We start from the raw sequence: 22,093 nt of genomic DNA on the forward strand, positions 1-22,093 counted from the left end.
CGGCACCGGATGAGCGCCGAGGATCGAACCACGAAGCATCCGGGTCGCAGCCCCCACGGGGCCTCCAAACCAAAAAACCCTCATTTAGGAGCAATCGTGGCGCGCGACATCGCGGCTCCCACCGTCCCCACCAGCCATCAGGGACTGATTTCGTGGGTCAACGAGATCGCGGAACTGACGCAGCCGGACCGCGTGGTCTGGTGCGACGGATCCGAAGCCGAGTACGAGCGACTGTGTGAGGAACTCGTCCAGAAGGGCACCTTCCGGAAACTCGACCCGATCAAGCGCCCCCACTCCTACTACGCCGCCTCCGACCCGACCGACGTCGCCCGCGTCGAGGACCGGACCTTCATCTGCTCCGAGAAGGAGGAGGACGCCGGCCCGACCAACCACTGGAAGGCCCCCGCCGAGATGCGGGAGATCTTCCAGGGCTCCGGCGGCGAGGGCGGACTGTTCCGCGGCTCGATGCGCGGCCGGACCATGTACGTGGTGCCCTTCTGCATGGGCCCCCTCGGCTCGCCGCTGTCCGCGATCGGTGTCGAGATCACCGACTCCGCCTACGTCGCCGTCTCCATGCGCACGATGACCCGCATGGGACAGGCCGTCCTGGACGAACTCGGCGACGAGGGCTTCTTCGTCAGGGCCGTGCACACCCTGGGCGCCCCGCTGGAGCCCGGGCAGCAGGACGTCCCCTGGCCCTGCAACCGGACCAAGTACATCTCCCACTTCCCGGAGACCCGCGAGATCTGGTCCTACGGCTCCGGCTACGGCGGCAACGCCCTGCTCGGCAAGAAGTGCTACGCCCTGCGCATCGCCTCCGTCATGGCCCGCGACGAGGGCTGGCTCGCCGAGCACATGCTGATCCTCAAGCTCACCCCGCCGCGCGGCGAGTCCAAGTACGTCGCCGCCGCCTTCCCCAGCGCCTGCGGCAAGACCAACCTCGCCATGCTGGAGCCGACCATCCCCGGCTGGACGGTCGAGACCGTCGGCGACGACATCGCCTGGATGCGCTTCGGCGAGGACGGCCGCCTGTACGCGATCAACCCCGAGGCCGGCTTCTTCGGCGTCGCCCCCGGCACCGGCGAGCACACCAACGCCAACGCGATGAAGACGCTGTGGGGCAACTCGGTCTTCACCAACGTGGCGCTGACGGACGACAACGACGTGTGGTGGGAGGGCATGACCGAGGAGCCCCCGGCCCACCTCACCGACTGGAGGGGCAACGACTGGACACCCGGGTCGGGCACGCCGGCCGCCCACCCCAACGCCCGCTTCACCGTCCCGGCCTCCCAGTGCCCGATCATCGCGCCGGAGTGGGAGGACCCCAAGGGCGTGCCGATCTCGGCGATCCTCTTCGGCGGGCGCCGCGCCACCGCCGTACCCCTGGTGACCGAGTCCTTCGACTGGAACCACGGCGTCTTCCTCGGCGCCAACGTGGCCAGCGAGAAGACCGCCGCCGCCGAGGGCAAGGTCGGCGAGCTGCGCCGCGACCCCTTCGCGATGCTGCCGTTCTGCGGCTACAACATGGGCGACTACATGGCCCACTGGATCGACGTGGCCAAGGACAAGGACCAGTCGAAGCTCCCGAAGATCTACTACGTCAACTGGTTCCGCAAGAACGACGAGGGCAGGTTCGTCTGGCCCGGCTTCGGCGAGAACTCCCGCGTCCTGAAGTGGATCGTGGAGCGCCTGGAGGGCAGGGCCGAGGGCGTCGAGACCCCGATCGGCATCCTGCCGACCAAGGAGGCCCTGGACACCGACGGCCTCGAACTGGCCGATTCCGAGCTGGAGTTCCTGCTCACGGTCGACAAGGAGGTCTGGCGCGAGGAGGCCGCCCTGATCCCCGACCACCTGAACACCTTCGGCGACCACACGCCCGGGGAACTGTGGGACGAGTACCGCGCGCTGGTGGAGCGCCTGGGCTGACCCCGGCCCACCCAGTACTCCGCGGCCGGTTCACCGACAGTGCCCTGACCAGCTACATCGTCACGGCCGGCCGCGGTGCCCCCTGAGGCCCGGGCCCTGCACAACGGCGTGCGGGGCCCGGGCCCTCTGCACCCCGCGGGCTGTTCGCGCCCGGCCGGCGGGGTGCTGTGGTCTGCGTCGGCACCCCGGTGACGCTCGCTTGCAGCAGGCCATCCCCTGCCCCGCCGTCCGCCAGGGCCTGGCGCATCGCCACTGCGGACCAGGCGTTGCTGCTCCGACCGGCAACTTCCGCGAGCGGAGCTCGCCGACGGGATCGCAGCCTGCCTCGGCGCCGCCGGTTCGCCCCGCCCGGGCATCACGGCCGCGTCGTCACCCCGGTCACATGGCTCATATCAGTACCCCGGCCAACAATTGCCCTACCGCTCGACGGGGGATGACCACATATGCTCTCCGCGCCGAAATTCGGCAGCCGGCAAGGGGAATTGCCGGCGACCAACATGGATGGGCGTTTCTTCCTTGATACGAAGAACGAGCCTCCGCGCCGGGGAGACGCGCGCTAGCGCGTTCGCGCTGGGGGCGCGCAAGCAACAGCCACGACACGGGGGAAAGAGGATGCAGCGGGCGGCACGCGCATTGTGCTTGGGCTTCGTTCCGGCACTTCTTGCCGGACTCGTCTCAGCCGCTCCGGCCAGGGCCGACGAGGTCGTGGACTGGGACGACTACGGCAGCTCCACCGACCACATCCCGGCCACTGACCGCGGCCGGGTGCTGGAGTTATGGAAGACGGGCGGCCCGGGCGTCAGGGCCGCCGCCGAGGCCGCTCTGACGGGCACCGACGCCGATGTCCGTGAGTTCCTGGACCACGAAAGGGACATCGCTCAGCTTTCCGACGACCGGGTGGCCACGGTCCAGATCTTCTCCGCAGGCGGGCGCGGGGTACGCGAGGCGGCGCAGAAGGCGCTGGCCGGCACCCCCGAAGAACTCCGTGCCTTCCTCAAGGACGGCTGGAAAGCCCCGCTCGAACAGGACCTGCGGGTCCGGGTCACACAGATCATCTCCGCCGGGGGGCCCGGCGTGAAGAAGGCCGGCGAGAAGGCCTTGAACGGCTCGCCGCAGGACATCCGCGCCTTCCTCGACAAGGGTCAGTACACCGCCCGGGACAACGACCACCGGGTGCAGACCGTTCAGATCATGTCCACCGGCGGCCCGGCCACCCGGGAGGCCGCCGCGCTCGCCCTGAACGGCACGGCCGAGGACATCCGCGAGTTCCTGGAGGTGGGCCAGCACATCGCACGGGCCCGCGACCAGGAACAGGCCACCGTCGCCGAACTCGCCGACCTCGCCCAGGAAGCCGGGCGCCAGGCCGCCAAGGAGACGGAGGCCGCCAAGGACGCCTCGGAGCGTGCCACCGCCGCCGCGGCACTTGCCAAGCAGGCGGCGCAGAAGGCGGCCAGGGAGACCGAGGCCGCCAAGGACGACGCCCAGAAGGCCTCTCAAGCGGCAGGACGGGCGGCAGACGCGGCCAAGGGCGCGGCCCGTGCCGCCCAGGAGGCCATCGAGGCGGCCCAGGCCGCCAACACCTCCGCCCGTGTGGCCGCCAACGCGGCCTCCCAGGCCGCCTCCGCCGCAGCCGCAGCCGCACAGGCGGCCTCCCGGGCACGGGGCGCCGCCGCTGCCGCCGCCTCCGACGCGAGCAAGGCGGCCGCCGCTCGCAAGGCGGCTGAGGACGCCCGTGACGCGGCCAAAGGCGCCAGGAAGGCGGCTGAGGCAGCCGAGTTCGCAGGCACCGCCGCCACCGAAGCCGGCAAAGCGGCCAAGGCCGCCGCCGGCGCCGGCGCCAACGCCGACGCCGCCGCGAACGCCGCGGCGGAGGCCAGCGGATACTCCAACGTGTCCGCCGCCCAGGCCGCCCGGGCCAGAGCGGCGGCGGCCGAAGCCCGTCGGCACGCCGCCGCGGCCACCGAGGCGGCCAACCGGGCCGAGGCCCTCGCCCGCAGGGCCGCCACCGCCGCGTACGAGGCGCGGGACGCGGCCAACTCGGCCGCCGGGCACGCCGAGAAGGCGGCGACGGCCGCGGACGAGGCGGCCCAGCACGCCGGCGAAGCGGCCGACGCCGCCGCGGAGTCCACCAAGCACGCCAACGCGGCCAAGCAGGCGGCGGACGACGCGGCAGCCGCGGTCGCCAAGGCCCGCACTACGCACGATCTGGCCAGTGAGGTCGAGGCCGCCGAACTCGCCGCCCGTACCGCCGCGGCCATCGAGCGCGCCAAGTCCCTCAAGGCCCGCGAGGACCAGCGCAGGGCCGAGGAGCGGCGGGCCGCTGACGAGGCGAAGCGGCTCGACGAGGAGGCCGAGCGGCTCGCCCGCGAGGTCGCCGACCCGGCCACCGACCGCGCCGAGGCGGCCGCCAAGGCCCGCAAGGTGGCGCTGCACATCGCCAGAACCCGCGGCCCTTGGAGCGCCGCCGCGGCCGAGGTCGCCCTGGCCGGCTCGGACGAGCAGGTCATCGACTACATCCGCGACGGCTGGAAGGCGGCGAGCGAGCAGGACGAGTACGCGCGGGTCGCCCGCCTCGCCCTGGAGGCCGAATCGGCTGACGTGCGCCAGGCCGCCGAGGCCGCACTCGACGGCACTCCCGCCGAGATCGACGCATTCCTGCGCACCGGCCAGCACGAGGCGGCCGCCAACGACTACCGCGTCCGGGTGGTACAGCTCATGGAAGGCGCCGGGAACGGCGTCAAGCAGGCGGGGCAGGCGGCCCTCGCCTCCGGTTCGCCCGACAAGCTGCGGGAGTTCATCACCACCGGCTACTTCAAAGCCCGCACCGATGACGAGCGGGTCCACGCGGTGGAACTGCTGGAGACCGGGGGCCCCGAGATGAAGGCCGCCGCGCGCATCGCCTTGGAGGGCCCGCCGCAGCTGCTGCACGCCTTCATCGAGGTCGGCCAGTACCAGGCCCGGCGCAAGGATCTGCTCACAGCGACCCATGTGGCCCGTGTCCAACGGCTGATCTCCTCCGCCGACGGTGCCGCCGCGACCGCCCAGAAGAACGCCGCCGAAGCTCTCAAGGCGGCCGCCGAAGCCCGCAAGGCGGCGGAGGAGGCCGCGGACTGGGCGAGGGAGGCGGACGCGTCCGCCAAGAAGGCTGACCGGTACGCGGAACAGGCCCGCCAGTCGGCCAAGGACGCCGAGGCGTCCGCGGCGAAGGCGGCGGAGTCCGCCAAGGTGGCCCGCAAGGCCGAGGCGGACGCCCACCGCGCCGCCCGTGACGCCGGCAACTCCGCGGCACGCGCGGAGGCCTCCGCCCATGCCGCGGCCGGCTCCGCCAACGAGGCCTGGCGGGCGGCCAACGCCGCCCGTGCCTCGGCGGTGGCAGCGGGCAAGGACTCCGCCGCCGCGGACAAGGCGGCGGTCGAGGCATGGTTCGCCACGGCCGAGAAGCTGCGACAGGAGGCCGAGGAGCGGCGCCGGAACGCGGAGGAACGCCGGGCCACGGCGGAACTCCAGCAGATGGAGGACACCTTCGCCGACGCGGCGGCCGAGGACGAGGCCGACTGGTGGGACTACGTCAGCGACGCCGGTCATCTCATCCTTGACGCCGGAGGCCTGATCCCAGGCGCCGGCGAGGTCGCTGACCTGCTCAACTGTGGCTGGTACGCGGCCGAGGACGACGCCTTCAATTCAAGCCTGTCGTGTGCCGCGGCCGTTCCGTTCCTCGGCTGGGGAGCGACCGCCGGCAAGTGGGGCAAGACCGGGCTCACAGCCGTCGAGGCGTTCGCCAAGGCCCAGAAGGCCCAGGGCAAGGTTCCGCACATCTGGGCGGCCGGCCGGAGGTCCGGACACGCCCAGAGCGCTGCGCAGCACTGGTCCAGGCACCGGGCAGAGTTCCCCGAGCTCCGTTCGGCGAGCGAGTACGTCGAGCTCGCCCACAGGTACCGCTCCGTGGCCGACTCGCCCACGCCTCCGGCAGGCTACCGGGTCTGGGACCGGTACGACAGGAACGGGAACTCGGCCGGGTACGTCGTCTACGACAAGAACACCAACACGCTCGCCTCGTACGATGCGGACGGGCTCCCCAAGACGATGAACCGACCCGCACCGAGAAGCCCGAGCAATCCGCGCGGGTTCGACACCAACCGTTGGCCCACGCTCGAGGACTACCTGCGGGCGCAGGGGCAGCGTGAACGTTAGGTGCGAGGATCTGAAATGAGCAACAACATGACGACGGGACAACAACAGCCACCCGGTCCCGAGGAGGAGACCGTCTGCCGTGTCTGCGGATACGACGGCGAGCTCTTCTGGGAGCACGGCTGGCCGACGAACGCCATCTGCCCGTGCTGCGGCAATGAATCCGACCTCTCCGACACGAGCGTGATGGGAATCCGCAACTACCGCGGATACTGGGTCGGCCACGGCGCGCAGTGGCACTCCCCCTCCAGCAGGCCCGGGGACTGGGACCTGCTGAAACAGCTGGCCGGCATCCCGCCCGAGTGGCGCTGACCGGCGCACCGCGCCGGTCGCGAGGGCCTCGGCCGGGATCCTGAGGTTCACGGCCGGTTCAGGGCGGTTCACGGCCGGTTGAGAGCCTCGCGCGACGCCGGTTCCCGGGACCCGGTCGCGGTTCTGGGGACCGGTGTCGTGTCGTGGAGGGACGGTGTGCCGCCCGTGCGTGGAGGCGACGGCTGACGGCGGTCGCACGGGACGGGCCGCCGCAGGGACGGCGGCCCGTCGGCGCGGTGTGTGGCGCCCGGTCCGCGCGTCGCTGCGGGTGCACGCGGACCGGGGCCGTTCGGGGGAGCCCCTCGGCGGAGGGCTCAGTGGGACGCGAGTTCGCGGGGCTCCAGGGCCGCCGTGTGCGCGTCCATGCGCTCGGCCGCCAGGATCGCGGCCGCGGTGTCGGCCCGGGAGGCGGCGACGACCAGGGCCCGGGCGGCCAGGGTGTGCGCCCGCCGGTGCAGGGCCGGCACGCTGGGCTCGCGCCGGGCGTGGCCGGCCGCGCGGGCCGGTGTCCGTCCGCCCCGCAGCCGGGCCACCTGCCCGGCGAGCCGTTCGGCCGCGGCCTCCAGGTCGGCCGACGGCTGCAGCGCCCGCAGCTCGTCGGTGACGGCGAGCAGCGCGGCGAGGTGGCCCGCGAGCTGGATGTCCAGTTCCTCCTCACGCGACCGGTGGGGGAAGTCGGAGGACGTGCCGGCCATCGTGCTGTGGACCGACTTGCTGCGGATCGGTTCGTACATGGATGGCCTCCTGAGTGCTTACGGGAAGCCATCCTAGCTTAGATTTCGTCTAAAGTTGAGCTGCCCTCAAAGTCGGACGCCGTATCTGCCGAGGGCGGGCGAGCCGTGCCGTCAGGGCTGGCCGTAGCCGTCCAGGAAGCGGCCGATCCGGCCCATCGCGTCCCGCAGGTCCGTGACCGCCGGCAGGGTCACCACCCGGAAGTGGTCGGGCTCGGGCCAGTTGAAGCCGGTCCCCTGGACGACCATGATCTTCTCGCGCCGCAGCAGGTCCAGGACCATCCGCCGGTCGTCCCTGATCTTGAAGACCTTGGGGTCCAGGCGCGGGAAGAGGTACAGCGCCCCCTTCGGCTTCACGCAGGTCACCCCGGGGATCTGGGTCAGCAGCTCGTACGCCGTGTCCCGCTGCTCGCGCAGCCGGCCGCCCGGCAGCACGAGGTCGTTGATCGTCTGCCGCCCGCTGAGCGCGGCCACCACGCCGTGCTGGCCCGGCATGTTCGCGCACAGGCGCATGTTCGCCAGTATCGTCAGGCCCTCGATGTAGGAGTCGGCGTGCGCGCGCGGTCCGGAGATCGACATCCAGCCGACCCGGTAGCCGGCCACCCGGTACGCCTTCGACATGCCGTTGAAGGTCAGGGTGAGCAGGTCGGGGGCGATCGCCGCGGTCGGGGTGTGCGTGGCGCCGTCGTAGAGGATCTTGTCGTAGATCTCGTCCGAGCAGACCAGCAGGTTGTGGCGGCGCGCGATGTCGGTCAGGCCCTTGAGCACGGCCTCGTCGTAGACCGCGCCCGTGGGGTTGTTCGGGTTGATGATCACGATCGCCTTGGTGCGGTCGGTGACCTTGCGCTCGACGTCGGCCAGGTCCGGCATCCAGTCGGACTGCTCGTCGCAGCGGTAGTGGACCGCCGTACCGCCGGAGAGCGAGACCGCCGCCGTCCACAGGGGGTAGTCCGGGGCCGGCACGAGGACCTCGTCGCCGTCGTCCAGCAGGCCCTGCATCGCCATCACGATCAGCTCGGAGACGCCGTTGCCGATGAAGACGTGCTCGACGTCGGTCTCGATGCCGATGGTCTGGTTGTGCATGACGACCGCCCGGCGCGCGGCCAGCAGGCCCTTGGCGTCGCCGTAGCCGTGTGCGGTGGAGACGTTGCGGAGGATGTCCTCCAGGATCTCGGGCGGGCACTCGAAACCGAAGGCGGCCGGGTTGCCGGTGTTCAGCTTGAGGATGCGGTGACCGGCAGCTTCCAGCCGCATCGCCTCCTCGAGCACCGGGCCCCGGATCTCGTAACAGACGTTGGCGAGCTTGGTCGACTGGATCACCTGCATGTCTGGGAGCTTACGGCCCGGTAACGCTCCTTGGGTCGTGTTTTCCACCACGCGAGACGGGGAGGTTTGGGTGGATATCGCCGACGATTGTCCCGCGGCCCCCTCCTGTCCCTAGAATCCGCCGCCATGTCCAGGCCACCTCGGTACGAGAACGGCGCGAGCGGCGCGTACGACCCCGGCGACGCGCACCCGGCGGACGGCGGGCACCGGGTGCGGCCGAACGTGTACCACCCGCAGGCCGCCCCGTCCCCGGCGTACGAGGAGTACGCGGACCCGGCGGCCGCCCACGGCTGGCAGAACGCCTACGACGGGACGGTCGAGCTGCCCGCGGTGGCGGACGGCCACCCCGGCGGGCACGGCACCGGCCCCGGCGAGGGCGGTGGCGCTCCCGGCCCGGAGCGGGACCGCCGCGGCCCGGGGCGCGGCGCCCGGCGCAAGCCCGCTGCCGGACGTTCGCGCCGCGCGGCGGTGGCCGCCGGGGCGCTGGGCGCCGTGTCGGCCGTCGCGCTGATCGCCGGGCTCTCCTTCCCGGGATCGCCGTCCGGCGGTGTCCGGGACGGGGACGACCGCACGGGTCCGGCGGCGGGGGATCCGGCGACGTCCGCCGCCGCGGAGCCGGCGCCGCGATCCGCGTCGCCCCCGGACCCGGCGGCCGGCCGGCCGCCCGGCGCCGGGGAGCCGGCCGGCACGGCGTCCGCGGGCCCGTCGGTCCCCGCCGGTGGTTCGCCCGCCGGAGAGGGGGCGGATCCCTCCTCCGGGCGGACGGCGGAGGCGTCCCCGCCCGCGGCGACGCCCACCGCCGGCGCGACCGCGACCGCGACCGCGGCCGCGCCCTCCGCCTCCGCCTCAGCCGCGCCGCTCCCGGGCGGCGGGGACGGCAGGCCCGGGCACGGCCGGGGCGGCGCCAAGAAGCCCAAGTGAGGAAACCGGGGGGCCTTCGTGAACCCCCGTGGACGAGCAGTGGCCGTGTCGAACCGGCCGGCTCCGGTCCGGTCACGGCTCCTTGTGCGCACCATCCCACCCCCTCACAATGCGCATGACAAGCGAGTGGGCGGCCGGAGGATTCCGGCCGCCCCCGTCTTCAAGAGGGGACCCCCGCATGAGAAAACCTCTCGCCGCCGCCCTCCTGGCCCTGGTGGCGTCCGGGACGGGCGCGGCCCCCGCGTTCGCGGCCGAGCCCACCGCCACGGGCACGGACCCGGGCGCGGACACGGGCACGATCACGTCGGTCGTCCGCGACGTGGTCACGTCCACCACGGCGAACCTGTCCCGGGCCGGCGCGCCGCCGGCCCGGGCGGTGGACTTCGCCGGCACCGTCTCGCTCAGCAACTGCTCCGGTTCGCTCGTCCGCATGCCCGACTCCGAGGACGACGACCCGGCGCTCGTGCTCACCAACGGCCACTGCCTGGAGACCGGCTTCCCGGCACCCGGCGAGGTCGTCGTCGACCGGGCCTCCAGCCGCTCCTTCGGCCTGCTGGACTCCGCCGGCACCCGGGTCGCGACGCTGCGCGCGAGCAAGATCGCGTACGCCACCATGACCGACACGGACGCGGCCGTGTACCAGCTCACCCGCACCTACGGGCAGATCGGGAGCGCGTACGGCATCGACGCCCTCACCCTCCAGGACACGCGCCCGGCCGCCGGCACCTCCATCAGCGTCGTCTCCGGCTACTGGAAGCGGATCTACACCTGCTCCGTCGACGGCTTCGTGTACCGCCTGAAGGAGGGCGACTGGACCTGGAAGGACTCGGTCCGCTACACCTCCGCCTGCGACACCGTCGGCGGCACCTCCGGCTCGCCCGTCGTCGACACCGCCACCGGTAGGGTCGTCGCCGTCAACAACACCGGCAACGAGGACGGCGGGCGGTGCACGGTCGACAACCCCTGCGAGGTGGACGAGAACGGCACCGTGACGGTCCGTCAGGGCATCAACTACGCCCAGCAGACCCACCCGTTCCCCGCCTGCTTCGGCATCGACGGCAAGCTCGACCTGGGCGCGAGCGGGTGCACCCTGCCCAAGCCGTAGGGAGGGGCAGGGCGTGACGGGCGGTCACCCGGGCCGTACGGGGGTGCGGCGGACCGCCCGGCCCGCCAGCACGTCCGTGCGCCGCCCGTCCTCGATCACGAACCGCCCGTCCACCAGGACGTACGGGATGCCCGTCGGCAGCGCGCGCGGCTCCGCGTAGGTGGAGCCCGCGGCCACCGTCCCGGGGTCGAAGAGCACCAGGTCGGCCCGGTACCCCTCGCGGACCAGTCCGCGGTCCGGCAGCCGCAGCCGGGCCGCCGGGCGCGAGGTCAGGTGCGCGACGCACTCCTCCAGCGACAGCACGCCCGACTCCCGCACGTAGTGGCCGAGATAGTGCGGGAAGGTGCCGTAGGCGCGCGGGTGGGGCTTGGCGCCCTGGAGGATGCCGTCCGAGCCGCCGGTGTGCACGCGGTGGCGCATGATCGCCCGCACGTTCTCCTCGTGGCCGACGTGCTGGAGGATCGTCGGCGCCAGCCGGTCGGCCAGCAGCAGCCGGCGGGCGGTCGCCCAGGGTGCCTCGCCGCGCAGATCCGCCGCCTCCCGGACCGTACGGCCCACGTACTCCGCCAGCGCGGGGTCGCCGACGCCCGAGATCTCGACCGTGTCCCACTCGACGGGCACGCCGTGGCAGCCGTCCGACCCGGTGACCTCCAGGTCGAGGCGGATCCGCTCGGCGGTCGCGTCGTCGGCCAGCCGCCTGAGGACCTGCTCCGGGCCGCCCTCGCTCGCCCAGCTCGGCAGCAGCGCGGCGAGCGTGGTGCAGCCGGGCGTGTAGGGGTAGGTGTCGAGGCTGATGTCGGCCCCGGCGGCCAGCGCCTCGTTCAGCAGCGCCAGCAGTTCGGGCGCCCGGCCCCGGTTCACGCCGAAGTTCATGGTGGCGTGGGCGAGGTGCAGGGCGCAGCCCGCCTCGCGGGTCAGCCGGACCATCTCCCGGTACGCCTCCAGCGCCCCCGCCCCGTACGAGCGGTGGTGGGGGCAGTAGTAGCCCCCGTACCGCGCCACCACCCGGCACAGCTCGGTCAGTTCGGCGTCGCCGGCGTACATGCCGGGGGTGTAGGTCAGCCCGGACGACATGCCGACGGCGCCCTGTTCCAGGCCCTCGGCGACCAGCTGCCGCATCCGGTCGAGCTCCCGGGGCGTGGCCGCGCGGTCCTCCCAGCCGACGGCGAGCGCGCGGACCGTGCCCTGCGGGACGAGGTAGGCCGCGTTCACGGCGATCCCGCGGTCCAGCCGGTCCAGGTACTCGCCCACCGACCGCCAGTCGAAATCGATGTCGTCGCCGTACCCGTTCCAGCCGGCGATCGCCCGGCGCACCTCGCCGAGCGTGCGGTCGTCGACGGGGGCGTAGGACAGCCCGTCCTGGCCGAGGACCTCCAGGGTGACGCCCTGCGCGGCCTTGGCGCCGTGGTCGGGGTCGCGCAGCAGCGCCAGGTCGCTGTGGGCGTGCATGTCGATGAAGCCGGGGGAGAGGACCAGGCCCTCGGCGTCCAGCTCGCGCACGGCGCCGGGGCGCTGGCAGCCCGCTGCCGCCGCCTCCTTGACGATCGAGACGATCCGCCCGTCGTCGACGACGACGTCGGCGCGGTACGAGGGGGCGCCGGAGCCGTCCACGACCTCCGCGTCCCGGATGACCAGGTCTTCCACGAGACGAGCCTCCCCGGCTTCCTAGAAGAACGTACGGATGTAGTCGACGACCGTGCCGTCGGCCCGGACGAGCGGGATCAGCGGCCACTTGTCGAAGGACGTGCACGGGTGGGACAGGCCCATGCCGAGCCAGTCGCCGACCTCCAGCTCCGCCTCCGGTTCCGTGCGCAGCCAGGCGTGCTGGTCGGACAGGGCGGTGACCGAGACGCCGGTGGCCGGGCGCTCCGGGCCGCCGCCCCCGGGCCGTACGACCTGGGCGACGGGCAGGTCCAGGTCGTGGGCGGCGTCCCGCTTGCCCGCGTTGACGAAGGCCTGCCGGGGGGACGGGCGGGAGACCACCTGCGCCCACAGGCGGAACGCGGGCTCCAGCGCGCCCTCCCGCGGGACGCGGTTGAAGGGGGTCAGCCTGCGGTAGTGGCCGTCGTCGTGCGAGACGTAGGCGCCGGAGCGCAGCAGCCGCAGCACCGGCCGGGAGAGTTCGGGGATCTGCGCGAAGACGTCGGCCACCGCGTCGAACCAGGCGCTGCCGCCCGCGCTGACCACGATCTCGTCCACCGCCGCGAAGCGCCCGGCCCCATCGAACTCCGCGGCCAGGGAGACCAGCCGGCGCAGCCACGCGCGCACCCTGTCCGGGTCGGCCCCGGGCACCTCGCCCTCGTAGCCCGCCACGCCCGCCAGCCGCAGCGTGGGGGCGGCCGCCACCGCGTCGGCGACCGCCGCGCACTCCGCCTCGGTGCGCACGCCGGTGCGGGCGCCCTCGCCGGCGGCGAGCTCGACCACGACGTCCAGGGGACGGGAGACGCCGCGCAGCGCCGCGTCCATCAGCCCGGCCCCGCGCACCGAGTCGACGTAGCAGACGAACCGGAAGTCCGGGTCGGCGTCGAGCTCGGCGGCGATCCAGCGCAGCGCCGCCGCGTCGACGAGCTCGTTGGCGAGGAACACGCGCCGGACGCCGAACGCCCGCGCCACCCGCACCTGGTGCGGCACCGCCAGCGTGATGCCCCACGCGCCGCGCTCGATCTGGCGGTGGAAGAGCTGCGGGGCCATCGAGGTCTTGCCGTGCGGCGCGAAGGCCAGGCCGTGGCGGGCCGCGTACGTCTCCATGAGGCCGAGGTTGTGCTCCAGGCGCTCGGCGGACAGCGCGAGCACGGGCGTGGTGAAGCCGTCGGTGAAGAGGTTGCGGCGCTGGGCGGCCAGCTCGCCGACGGTCAGGCCGTCGGCGTCCGCAGGGAGGCCCTTGAAACGGTGGTCGACGCGCTCCCCGGCGAGGCGGGCGAGGGCGTCGGAGGTCGTGCCGGCTGTCATGGAGCCTCCCTGATCAGCGGTGTTGCATGGGATGCAACATTCATTGCGTATGTCGCTCAACGCTGTCTAACATCTCGGCCACGCGGGGTCAACGGAAGCCGCGCCCCGCAGCCGACGAGGAGCTACGACCATCGTGACCACCACCGGACCCTGCAACGCCCCCGACGTCGTGGACGTCGTCGCGCTCGGCGAGTCCATGGTCACGTTCCTGCCCACCCGCCCGGGCCGCCTGGCCGACGTGCCCTCCTTCGACCGGTCCATCGGGGGCGCGGAGTCCAACGTGGCGTGCGTCCTGGCGGCGGCCGGCCACCCCGCGCGATGGGTCAGCCGGGTCGGGGCCGACGGGTTCGGCGACCACCTCGTCGAGGCCGTCGGCGCCTACGGCGTCGACGTGTCGTACGTCCGGCGCGATCCGGACCGCCCCACGGGCGTCTACTTCCGCACGGCCGGGGACCGGGCCACCGACGCGCACGAGGTGGCGTACTACCGCGCCGGGTCGGCGGCCTCGGCGATGACGGCCGGGAACGTGGACCTGGACGCGGTCCGCGCGGGGCGCGTGCTGCACCTGTCGGGCATCACCGCCGCGCTGTCCGGCGGCTGCCTGGAACTGATGCGCGAGCTGACCGCGCGCCGGCCCGGCCGCCCCCTGGTCTCCTTCGACGTCAACCACCGCCCCGGCCTGTGGCCGGACGCGGACGGCTCCCGGGTGCTGCTGGAGCTCGCACGGGGGGCGGACATCGTGTTCGTGGGGGAAGACGAGGCCTGGGGACTGCGCGGCGCCGAGGCCGTCCGCGCCGCGCTGCCCGAACCCGAGGTGCTGGTCGTCAAGCAGGGCGCCGCGGGCGCGACCGTGTTCGACGGGCGGGACGTCACCCACGTCCCCGCCCCGCGCGTCGACGTCGTCGCCGCCGTCGGCGCCGGGGACGCCTTCGCCGCCGGATTCCTGTCCGCCACCCTGCGCGGGCTGCCCGTCCGCGACCGCCTGCGCCACGGCCACCTCATGGCCGCCGCCGCGCTCACCGTCCCGGGCGACCTCGCCCTGCCGCCCGCCCGGCACCCGGACCCGGCCCCCGGAGCCGCCCCCGGGGCCGGACGCCCGGCAGGACCCCCGCCGCGCCGCCCCTCCTGGCGCGACCGCGCCGACCGGCTGGCCGCCCTCGACGACACGGCGTGGGGGAGACTTCGACTCGGCCCCGGGTGGACCGACGCCGTGGAGCGGGCCGAGGAGGAGGTACGTACGCCATGAGCCAGACCGTCGACCGCGCGCTGAGCATCCTGCCGCTGCTCGCCGAGGGCCCCGCCGACCTCGGGCAGGTCGCCGACCGCCTCGGCGTGCACAAGTCCACCGCCCTGCGGCTGCTGCGCACGCTCCACGAACACGGGTTCGTCTACCGCCAGTCCGACCAGCGCTACCGCCTCGGCGCACGGCTGATCGCCCTCGCCCAGGAGGCGATGGAGAACCTCGACGTCCGCGAGATCGCCCACCCCCACCTCGTCCGCCTCAACGAGCAGTGCGGCCACACCGTGCACCTCGCCGTGTACGAGGAGGACGAGGTCCTCTACATCGACAAGGTGGACAGCCGCTACCCGGTGCGGATGTACTCCCGGATCGGCAAGCCCGTCGCCATCACGGTCGCCGCCGTCGCCAAGCTGCTGCTGGCCGACCTGCCCGAACACGAGCGGCGGGCGGTGGCGGAGAAGCTCGACTACCCCTCGTACACCGCCCGTTCGACCCCGAACGCCGACGCCTTCCTCAAGGAACTGGCCAAGGTGCGCGAACAGGGCTGGGCCACCGACCTCGGCGGCCACGAGGAGTCCATCAACTGCGTCGCCGCACCGATCCGCGGCGCCGACGGCCGGGTCGTCGCCGCCATGTCGGTCTCCGCGCCGAACGTCGTCGTCACCGCCGACGAACTCCTCACCCTCCTCCCGCTGGTGCGCCGTACGGCGGACGCCATCAGCGGCGAGTACTCCGGCAGAACACCAGCGAAGGGCACCGCATGACCGAGAAGACCGCGCTCGTCCCCACCACCCACACCACCCCGCCGGCGAAGTTCTCGCACGGCGTGCGCAAGGGCAACATCCTCCAGGTCGCCGGACAGGTCGGCTTCCTGCCCGCCGAGGAGGGCAGGCCGCCCACGCCCGCCGGCCCCACCCTGCGCGAGCAGACCCTCCAGACCCTCGCCAACGTCAAGGCGATCCTCCAGGAGGGCGGCGCCGGCTGGGACGACGTGATGATGATCCGCGTCTACCTGACGGACACCGCCCACTTCGCCGAGATGAACGAGATCTACGACGCGTACTTCGAGGAGCAGGGCCTGACCCAGCCGCCCGCCGCCCGGACCACCGTCTACGTGGGACTCCCGGCCGGACTCCTCATCGAGATCGACGCGCTCGCCGTCCTCGGCTGACACCCCCGACCCCGACTCCCGACCCCCGCACACCGTGAGGCGCGGCGCCCCTGGCGCGCCGCGCCGCGATCCCCCCTGCCCGAAAGCCGTATGCCCTTACCCAGAGGACCCCCATGCTCCATCCGCTCGCCGCGTCCGCCCCCGCCGAAGCACCACCCCACACCGGCGGACTGCTCCTGCTCGTCGACGGCACGGCCGGTCTGCTGACCGTCGCCGCCCTCGGCATCGCCCTCCTGCTCCTCCTGATCATCAAGGTGCGGCTCCAGCCGTTCGTCGCGCTGCTCGCCGTCTCCATAGCCGTCGGCCTGGCGGCGGGCCTGTCGGTCACCGAACTCTTCGGCACGGTCCAGCGGTCGGACGCCGTGTCGACCATCGAGTCCGGCATGGGCGGCATCCTCGGCCATGTCGCCATCATCATCGGCCTGGGCACCATGCTCGGCGCGATCCTGGAGGTCAGCGGCGGCGCGGAGGTCCTCGCCTCCCGGCTGCTGGGCCTGTTCGGCGAGAAGCGCGCGCCCCTCGCCATGGGCCTGACCGGCCTGATCTTCGGCGTCCCGGTCTTCTTCGACGTCGGCATCTTCGTCCTGGCGCCGATCGTGTACGCCGCCGCCAAGCGCTCGGGCAGATCCATCCTGCTCTACTGCCTGCCGCTGCTGGCCGGCCTGTCGGTGACCCACGCCTTCCTGCCCCCGCACCCCGGCCCGGTGGCCGCCGCCGGCCTGCTCCACGTCGACCTCGGCTGGGTCATCCTCATGGGCGTCGTCTGCGGACTGCCGGCCGTGGCGGCGGCCTGGGTGTTCTCGGCCTGGATCGGCAGGCGCATCTTCGTGGCCGTGCCCCAGGACATGGTGGAGGCGGCCGAGGAGGCCCGGCGGGCGGTGGTCGAGGAACAGCGCGCGGCCGGGACCGAGCCGCGCGAGCAGCCGGTCGCGCTGGGCACGGTCCTCGGCATCATCGGCACGCCGCTGGTCCTGATCCTCGCCGCGACCTTCTCCTCGATCGCCCTCGACCCCTCCACGACCCGCTCGGTGATCGAGTTCTTCGGCAACCCGTTCGTGGCCCTGACCATCGCCCTGTTCCTCGCGTACTACCTGCTGGGCATCCGGCGCGGCTGGTCCCGCAAGTCCCTGGAGACCGTCTCGACGGCCTCGCTCAAGCCGGTCGGCAACATCCTGCTGGTGGTGGGCGCGGGCGGCGTCTTCGGCGCCGTCCTCAAGGCCAGCGGCGTCGCCCAGGCCCTGTCGGACACCTTCAACGACGTGGGCCTGCCGGTGATCGCGCTGTCCTACCTGATCTCCGTGGTGCTGCGCGTCGCCCAGGGCTCGGCGACGGTCGCGATCGTCACGACGGCGGGCATCGTGGCCCCGCTGCTGGCCGGCGGCGACCACTCCCAGGCCTTCGTCGCCCTGGTCATCATGGCCATCTCGGCGGGCTCCATCTTCGCCTCGCACGTCAACGACGGCGGCTTCTGGATGGTGGCCAAGTACTTCGGCATCAGCGAACGGGACACGCTCAGGACGTGGACGGTGCTGGAATCGGTGCTGTCGGTGGCGGGTTTCGCGGTGGCGGCCGGATTGAGCCTCTTCGTATAACGATGCAGGGGTCGGCTGTGCCCGGCACGGGTTCGTGGACCATACTGCTCCGCTGTGGAGCAGCGCATAGGTTCGAGCAGCCAGCCCCTGGAGGGCGATCCCCTGACGCCTTTGACGGGCGCCGGGTTCGACCCGGCTTTCGTCCCCGGGATCACCCCGCCCGCGTCCGGGACGGCCGAGGAGGCCGAGGAGACCACCGACGCCGGGAAGTCCTCCGGCGCCGGGGAGACCTCCGGCGCCGGGGACGAGGACCCCGCCGGGACGGACGGGGCCCCCGAGGAGGACTCCGCCGGGACGGAGGAGGCTCCCGAGGGCCCCGTCTTCGAGGCGGCCGACCGCCGCGCGCGGATCGTCGCCGACCGGCGCGGCGTGCGGCTCGCCCTGGACGACCAGGAGTGCGAGTTCCGCTGGGACGAGATCGCGGCGGTGGAGACGGAGACCGCCCGCTTCGGCAAGCGGTTCACCGTCACCGTGCACACGCCCGACCGGCGCTGGTACCCGATCGAGATCGAGGCGCCGGCCAGAAGCCGCTTCGCGGAGTGGGACGCACAACTGGACGCGGTCCTGGACGCCTACTTCGAGGACGGCGCGTAACTACCGGCAGTACTGGGCCTCCTTGCCGATGGACCGGTACATGCAGTCGGCGTTCTCCAGCAGTTGCAGCACCGCGTCCCGGTTGCGCGACGTCTCCCGCTCGATGACCTCGTCGGGCGGGTAGAACCCGCCACCGGAGCTGGAGCTCGGGTACATCTCGAAGGTGTACCCGAAGATCTTGTGCGCGCCCCACAGGTAGTCGTCGATCGACCCGTCGGTGATGTACAGGTCGCTGGACTGCTCGGCCGTGTACCCGTTGCTCGCGGCCATCTTCTGCCCGACCGCCTTGAACGCGGCGTTGTCGTCCGCCGTCATCCCGGTCGTGGTGTCCGAGTACGTGTACCCGAACGGCCACAGCACCAGCTCGCTGTAGGTGTGGAAGTCGATGCCGGCCCTGATCTGCTGCACCCCGCCGACGACCCGGCTGCGCACGAAGTCGGCGACCACCTTCACCTCGGGCGCCGACTCGGGCGCGGAGCCCCGGTAGGTCTCGGAGGACGTCGAGCCGGAGGAGCCGCCGCAGCAGCCCCACCGGTAGTCCCAGTTGCGGTTCAGGTCCGTACCGACGGACGAGGAACCGGAGTTGGGCTGGCGGTTCTTGCGCCAGGAGCGGTAGGAGCCGGTGGCGATGTCGTACTCGCCGCCGTCCGGGTTGATGTCCGGGACGATCCAGATCTCGCGGTTGTTCACCAGGTTCGTGATCCGCGGGTCGCTGCCGTACCCCGCGCCGAGCTCGCGGATCAGGTACAGCGCCATCTCCACGGTCAGGTGCTCGCGGGCGTGCTGGTGGTGGGTGAACAGGACCTCGGGCTCGCTCTCGTCGCTCGCCGCGTTGTCGCTGATCTTGACGGCGACGATGTCCCGGCCCTGGTAGGACTTGCCGATCACGCGCTTGCTCATGATGGCCGGGTACGCCTGGAGGCGCTGGTCGATCTCCGCGTTCATCTCGGCGTAGTTGTGGTAGCGCGAGTCGGCGGACGGGAAGTCGTAGAGCCGTACGTCGTCCGCGGCTCCCGACCGGTCCGGCGCCGCGCCCAGGGGTGTGACGTCGTAGCCGAGCCGGCGCAGCCTCTCGATCTGGCCCGCGCGGCCGGAGACCACGACGCCGTGGCCGTGGACCTCGTCGACGGTCACGCCGGCGCGCTGGAGTGCCGTGCGGTCCTCGGCGGTCGAGTGCAGGTGGACCTCGTACTGGCGGACGTCCTCGGCCGAGGGAGCGGCCCTGCGGGCGCTGTCGGCGGTGGCGTCCGGGGCCGTCGCGGAGAGGGGAGCCGCGAGGGCGAGGGCGAGCAGTGCGGCCAGGGCGGCGGTGCGTCTGCCGGTGCGGGCGCCTGAGCCTCGTATGCGAAGTCGCATGAAATCTCCTTGTGGGAGGTGGGGTTGTCCGTGCGACGTGCTGGTGCGGGTGTGGCGCTCATCGTTCTGCTGATGGCATGAGCAGGTCAATAGTGCGCGGAGCGCCGATGGCCTGAACCCGTGGGGAAACGGCCGCGCAGTGTACGCGGGGAAGCGGGCGGGCGAGTTCTCCCGGGCGAAGTCCACCCACGGGTGTGACCCGCGCGTGCACCGGGGCGGAACTCGGGGAAGAGTAGGGGTTCGCGCAAGGGGGCCGGACCGTCCGGGCCCCCGGGACCACACCCCAGAGGACTGGCTGATCATGGGCGGATCAGCGCCACGACGGGATCGGCACCTGCCGGTCGAGACGACCAGCTTCGTCGACCGGCGTGGCGAACTGACCGAGGGACGCGAACTGCTGGCACGTGCCCGCCTGGTGACGCTGACCGGGCCGGGCGGCGTCGGCAAGACCCGGCTCGCCGCCCGCATCGCGGCCCGCGTCGCCCGCGCCTTCCCCGACGGCGTGCGCTTCGTCCACCTGTCCGGCCTGCGCGACCCGGCCCTCGTCCCGCTCGCCGCCGCCTGCGCGCTCGGCCTGCACGACCACTCCGCGCAGCCGCCGCTGGCCGCACTCGTCGAGCACGTGCGCGACCGGCGGACGCTGCTCGTCGTCGACAACTGCGAGCACCTGCTGGACGCGTGCGCGGAGCTGGCGGCCGCCCTGCTGCGCGGCACCACCGGCATCCGCGTCCTGGCCACCAGCCGCCACCGGCTCGGCCTCACCGAGGAACACCTCATGGAGGTGCGGCCCCTGCCGGTGCCCGACCCGGACGGCGACCTGTCCGCCGCCGAGGGCTACCCCGCCCTCACCCTCTTCGCCGACCGCGCCGCCGCCGTCGTCCCCGGATTCCGGATCACCGCCGGCAACCGGGCCGCCGTCGCCCGCCTGTGCCGGCGCCTGGACGGCCTTCCGCTCGCCATCGAACTCGCCGCCGTCCGCATGCGCGTCCTCGGCGTCGAACAGCTCCTGGACCGCCTCGACGACCGCTACCGCCTGCTGACCGCCGGCAGCCCCGCGGTCCTGCCCCGCCACCAGACCCTGCGCGCCGCCGTCGACTGGAGCCACGACCTGTGCACGCGGCAGGAGCAACTGGTGTGGGCGCGGCTGTCCGTGCTGGCGGGGAGCTTCGACCTGGAGGCCGCGGAGGCGGTGAGCGTCGACGAGGACGACGGCGAGGGCGGGGACGAGAGCGAGGGCGGGGACGAGACGGGCGGCATCCGCCCCCGGGACGTCCTCGAGGCCGTGGCCGGGCTCGTCGACAAGTCCGTGCTGTGCCGGGAGCCCGGACCCGGCGGGGTCCGCTACCGGCTGCTCGACACCCTGCGGCACTACGGCCTCGACCGGCTGCGCCGGGTGCCCGGCCAGGAGGCCGCCGCCCGGCGGCGGCAGCGGGACTGGATGCTGCGGCGGGCCGCCACCTGCGAGCGGACCTGGTTCGGCCCCGGCCAGCCGGAGACCGTCGCCCGCCTGCGCGCCGACCAGGACAACCTGCGCGCCGCCCTCGACCACAGCCTCTCCACCCCGGGCGAGGAGCTCGCCGGGCTGCGGCTCGCGGGCACCCTCTGGTTCTACTGGCACGCCTGCGGGGCGCCCCGCGAAGGCCTCTACTGGCTCGACCGGGCCCTGGACGCCGCCCCCGGGCCGACCCGCGAGCGGGCCCGCGGCCTGTGGCTGTCCGGGCTGCTCGCGGCCGTCACCCGGGACCTCGCCCAGGGCCGCCGCCGCGCCGAGGACGCCCTGGCCCTCGCCCGCCGCCTGGGGGAGGCCGCCGAGGCCGCCCACGCCGAGTACGTCATCGGCGTCATCCGGCTGTTCGGCGACGACCTGTCCGGCGCGCTGGAGCACTTCGAGGCCAGCGTCGCCCGCGGGCGCGTGCCCGGCCAGCACCTCAGCGTCGTCGGCCTGGACCGGGTGGAACTCGCCTGCACCCTGAGCTTCCTGGGGCAGGCCGAGCGGGCCGTCGCGGTGTGCGAGGAGGCGCTGCGGCTGTGCGAGGAGCACGGGGAGCAGTGGGTGCGGTCGTACGTCCTGCGGATGCTGGCCCTCGCCCACACCGTCCGCAAGGACTGGCGGCGGGCCGAGCGGCACGCCCGCGAGGCCCTGCGGCTGAAGACGGCCGTCCACGACGCCATCGGCATCGCCCTCACCCTCGACCTGCTGGCGGCCGTCACCGCGCGGCGCGGCGCCCACGAGCGCGCGGCCGTGCTGCTGGGCGGCGCCGACCGCGTCTGGGCCGACATCGACACCGGCCGCTGGGGCGCACGCATCCTCACCGCCGCCCGCCGGGAGAGCGAGGAGCGCGTCTGCCGGGCCGTCGGGCGCGACGGCTTCGAGCGGGCGCACCGGCGCGGCGGCGCCCTCGGCCTCACGGAACTGGTCGGCTACGCCCTCCAGGAACCGCAGCGGCTCCCCGGCCCCCCGGCCGGCGCGCCGGCGCGGGCCGAACCCGGCGTCCGCCTCACCCGGCGCGAGACCGAGGTCGCCCACCTGGTCGCCGAGGGGCTGGCCAACCAGCAGATCGCCGACCGGCTCGTGATCGCCCGCCGTACCGCCGAAGGCCATGTGGAGCGCATCCTCAGCAAGCTCGGCTTCAGCAACCGCAGCCAGATCGCCGCCTGGGTGTCGGCACAGCGCTGACCCGC

16 protein-coding genes are annotated in these 22,093 nt (G+C 73.4%); 11 read left to right on the forward strand and 5 right to left on the reverse strand.

Annotated features, from left to right (window positions below):
- Positions 1-96 precede the first annotated feature (96 nt).
- From AB0L29_RS12325 to AB0L29_RS12335, 3 genes are all read left to right on the forward strand, one after another.
- Positions 97-1,926 (forward strand): phosphoenolpyruvate carboxykinase (GTP), encoded by a 1,830-nt coding sequence (locus tag AB0L29_RS12325; RefSeq protein ID WP_365826108.1) that lies wholly within the window; start codon positions 97-99, stop codon positions 1,924-1,926.
- Between the two features lie 639 nt (positions 1,927-2,565).
- On the forward strand, positions 2,566-6,117 hold the full coding sequence (locus AB0L29_RS12330) for a hypothetical protein (protein WP_365826110.1): 3,552 nt from the start codon (positions 2,566-2,568) through the stop codon (positions 6,115-6,117).
- 15 nt (positions 6,118-6,132) lie between these two features.
- Positions 6,133-6,426 (forward strand): hypothetical protein, encoded by a 294-nt coding sequence (locus tag AB0L29_RS12335; protein ID WP_365826112.1) that lies wholly within the window; start codon positions 6,133-6,135, stop codon positions 6,424-6,426.
- 314 nt (positions 6,427-6,740) lie between these two features.
- Here AB0L29_RS12335 and AB0L29_RS12340 read toward each other — a convergent pair whose 3' ends face one another.
- Together AB0L29_RS12340 and AB0L29_RS12345 are read right to left on the reverse strand one after the other, a co-directional pair.
- Positions 6,741-7,160, reverse strand: a complete 420-nt coding sequence (locus tag AB0L29_RS12340) for a hypothetical protein (protein WP_365826114.1) — start codon at positions 7,158-7,160, stop codon at positions 6,741-6,743.
- Between the two features lie 111 nt (positions 7,161-7,271).
- Complete coding sequence (locus AB0L29_RS12345) at positions 7,272-8,483, reverse strand: pyridoxal phosphate-dependent aminotransferase (RefSeq protein ID WP_365826116.1); 1,212 nt, start codon at positions 8,481-8,483, stop codon at positions 7,272-7,274.
- 126 nt (positions 8,484-8,609) lie between these two features.
- Between AB0L29_RS12345 and AB0L29_RS12350 the strand changes: the two genes are divergently transcribed.
- Entirely contained in the window at positions 8,610-9,404 is a 795-nt protein-coding gene (locus AB0L29_RS12350; protein WP_365826118.1) for a hypothetical protein, read from the forward strand.
- 178 nt (positions 9,405-9,582) lie between these two features.
- On the forward strand, positions 9,583-10,509 hold the full coding sequence (locus tag AB0L29_RS12355) for a serine protease (RefSeq protein WP_365826120.1): 927 nt from the start codon (positions 9,583-9,585) through the stop codon (positions 10,507-10,509).
- 24 nt (positions 10,510-10,533) lie between these two features.
- On the opposite strand, the gene AB0L29_RS12360 is transcribed toward AB0L29_RS12355, so the two are convergent.
- Together AB0L29_RS12360 and AB0L29_RS12365 are read right to left on the reverse strand one after the other, a co-directional pair.
- A complete protein-coding gene (locus AB0L29_RS12360; RefSeq protein WP_365826122.1) occupies positions 10,534-12,153 on the reverse strand; it encodes a D-aminoacylase in 1,620 nt (539 codons plus the stop codon).
- A gap of 21 nt (positions 12,154-12,174) precedes the next feature.
- Positions 12,175-13,458: an amino acid deaminase gene (locus AB0L29_RS12365; RefSeq protein WP_365826124.1), complete on the reverse strand. Its 1,284-nt coding sequence runs from the start codon at positions 13,456-13,458 to the stop codon at positions 12,175-12,177.
- A gap of 133 nt (positions 13,459-13,591) precedes the next feature.
- On the opposite strand from AB0L29_RS12365, the gene AB0L29_RS12370 reads away from it, so the two are divergent.
- The 5 genes from AB0L29_RS12370 (at position 13,592) to AB0L29_RS12390 (ending at position 18,055) form a co-directional block, all read left to right on the forward strand.
- On the forward strand, positions 13,592-14,704 hold the full coding sequence (locus AB0L29_RS12370; RefSeq protein WP_365826126.1) for a sugar kinase: 1,113 nt from the start codon (positions 13,592-13,594) through the stop codon (positions 14,702-14,704).
- Positions 14,701-15,462 (forward strand): IclR family transcriptional regulator, encoded by a 762-nt coding sequence (locus tag AB0L29_RS12375; RefSeq protein WP_365826128.1) that lies wholly within the window; start codon positions 14,701-14,703, stop codon positions 15,460-15,462. The genes AB0L29_RS12370 and AB0L29_RS12375 overlap by 4 nt, the downstream gene beginning before the upstream one ends.
- Positions 15,459-15,869, forward strand: a complete 411-nt coding sequence (locus AB0L29_RS12380) for a RidA family protein (protein WP_365826130.1) — start codon at positions 15,459-15,461, stop codon at positions 15,867-15,869. The genes AB0L29_RS12375 and AB0L29_RS12380 overlap by 4 nt, the downstream gene beginning before the upstream one ends.
- Before the next feature lie 113 nt (positions 15,870-15,982).
- Positions 15,983-17,461 (forward strand): gluconate:H+ symporter, encoded by a 1,479-nt coding sequence (locus AB0L29_RS12385; RefSeq protein WP_365826131.1) that lies wholly within the window; start codon positions 15,983-15,985, stop codon positions 17,459-17,461.
- 54 nt (positions 17,462-17,515) lie between these two features.
- Positions 17,516-18,055, forward strand: coding sequence for a hypothetical protein (locus AB0L29_RS12390; RefSeq protein WP_365826133.1), 540 nt, complete (start codon positions 17,516-17,518; stop codon positions 18,053-18,055).
- Here AB0L29_RS12390 and AB0L29_RS12395 read toward each other — a convergent pair whose 3' ends face one another.
- Positions 18,056-19,411, reverse strand: a complete 1,356-nt coding sequence (locus AB0L29_RS12395) for a M14 family metallopeptidase (RefSeq protein ID WP_365826135.1) — start codon at positions 19,409-19,411, stop codon at positions 18,056-18,058.
- 301 nt (positions 19,412-19,712) lie between these two features.
- On the opposite strand from AB0L29_RS12395, the gene AB0L29_RS12400 reads away from it, so the two are divergent.
- Positions 19,713-22,088: a LuxR C-terminal-related transcriptional regulator gene (locus tag AB0L29_RS12400; protein WP_365826136.1), complete on the forward strand. Its 2,376-nt coding sequence runs from the start codon at positions 19,713-19,715 to the stop codon at positions 22,086-22,088.
- Positions 22,089-22,093: the final 5 nt, after the last annotated feature.

Origin of the sequence: Streptomyces sp. NPDC052701, assembly GCF_040678355.1 — a bacterium.
In the GTDB taxonomy this organism is placed as follows: Bacteria; Actinomycetota; Actinomycetes; order Streptomycetales; family Streptomycetaceae; genus Streptomyces.

What these genes read in the sequence shown, in the direction of transcription:
- AB0L29_RS12365 (WP_365826124.1), bottom strand. Translation starts at nt 13,458, where the DNA reads ATGACAGCCGGCACGACCTCCGACGCCCTCGCCCGCCTCGCCGGGGAG.
- AB0L29_RS12335 (WP_365826112.1), top strand. Translation starts at nt 6,133, where the DNA reads ATGAGCAACAACATGACGACGGGACAACAACAGCCACCCGGTCCCGAG.
- AB0L29_RS12380 (WP_365826130.1), top strand. Translation starts at nt 15,459, where the DNA reads ATGACCGAGAAGACCGCGCTCGTCCCCACCACCCACACCACCCCGCCG.
- AB0L29_RS12395 (WP_365826135.1), bottom strand. Translation starts at nt 19,411, where the DNA reads ATGCGACTTCGCATACGAGGCTCAGGCGCCCGCACCGGCAGACGCACC.
- AB0L29_RS12375 (WP_365826128.1), top strand. Translation starts at nt 14,701, where the DNA reads ATGAGCCAGACCGTCGACCGCGCGCTGAGCATCCTGCCGCTGCTCGCC.
- AB0L29_RS12340 (WP_365826114.1), bottom strand. Translation starts at nt 7,160, where the DNA reads ATGTACGAACCGATCCGCAGCAAGTCGGTCCACAGCACGATGGCCGGC.
- AB0L29_RS12350 (WP_365826118.1), top strand. Translation starts at nt 8,610, where the DNA reads ATGTCCAGGCCACCTCGGTACGAGAACGGCGCGAGCGGCGCGTACGAC.
- AB0L29_RS12345 (WP_365826116.1), bottom strand. Translation starts at nt 8,483, where the DNA reads ATGCAGGTGATCCAGTCGACCAAGCTCGCCAACGTCTGTTACGAGATC.
- AB0L29_RS12400 (WP_365826136.1), top strand. Translation starts at nt 19,713, where the DNA reads ATGGGCGGATCAGCGCCACGACGGGATCGGCACCTGCCGGTCGAGACG.
- AB0L29_RS12355 (WP_365826120.1), top strand. Translation starts at nt 9,583, where the DNA reads ATGAGAAAACCTCTCGCCGCCGCCCTCCTGGCCCTGGTGGCGTCCGGG.
- AB0L29_RS12385 (WP_365826131.1), top strand. Translation starts at nt 15,983, where the DNA reads ATGCTCCATCCGCTCGCCGCGTCCGCCCCCGCCGAAGCACCACCCCAC.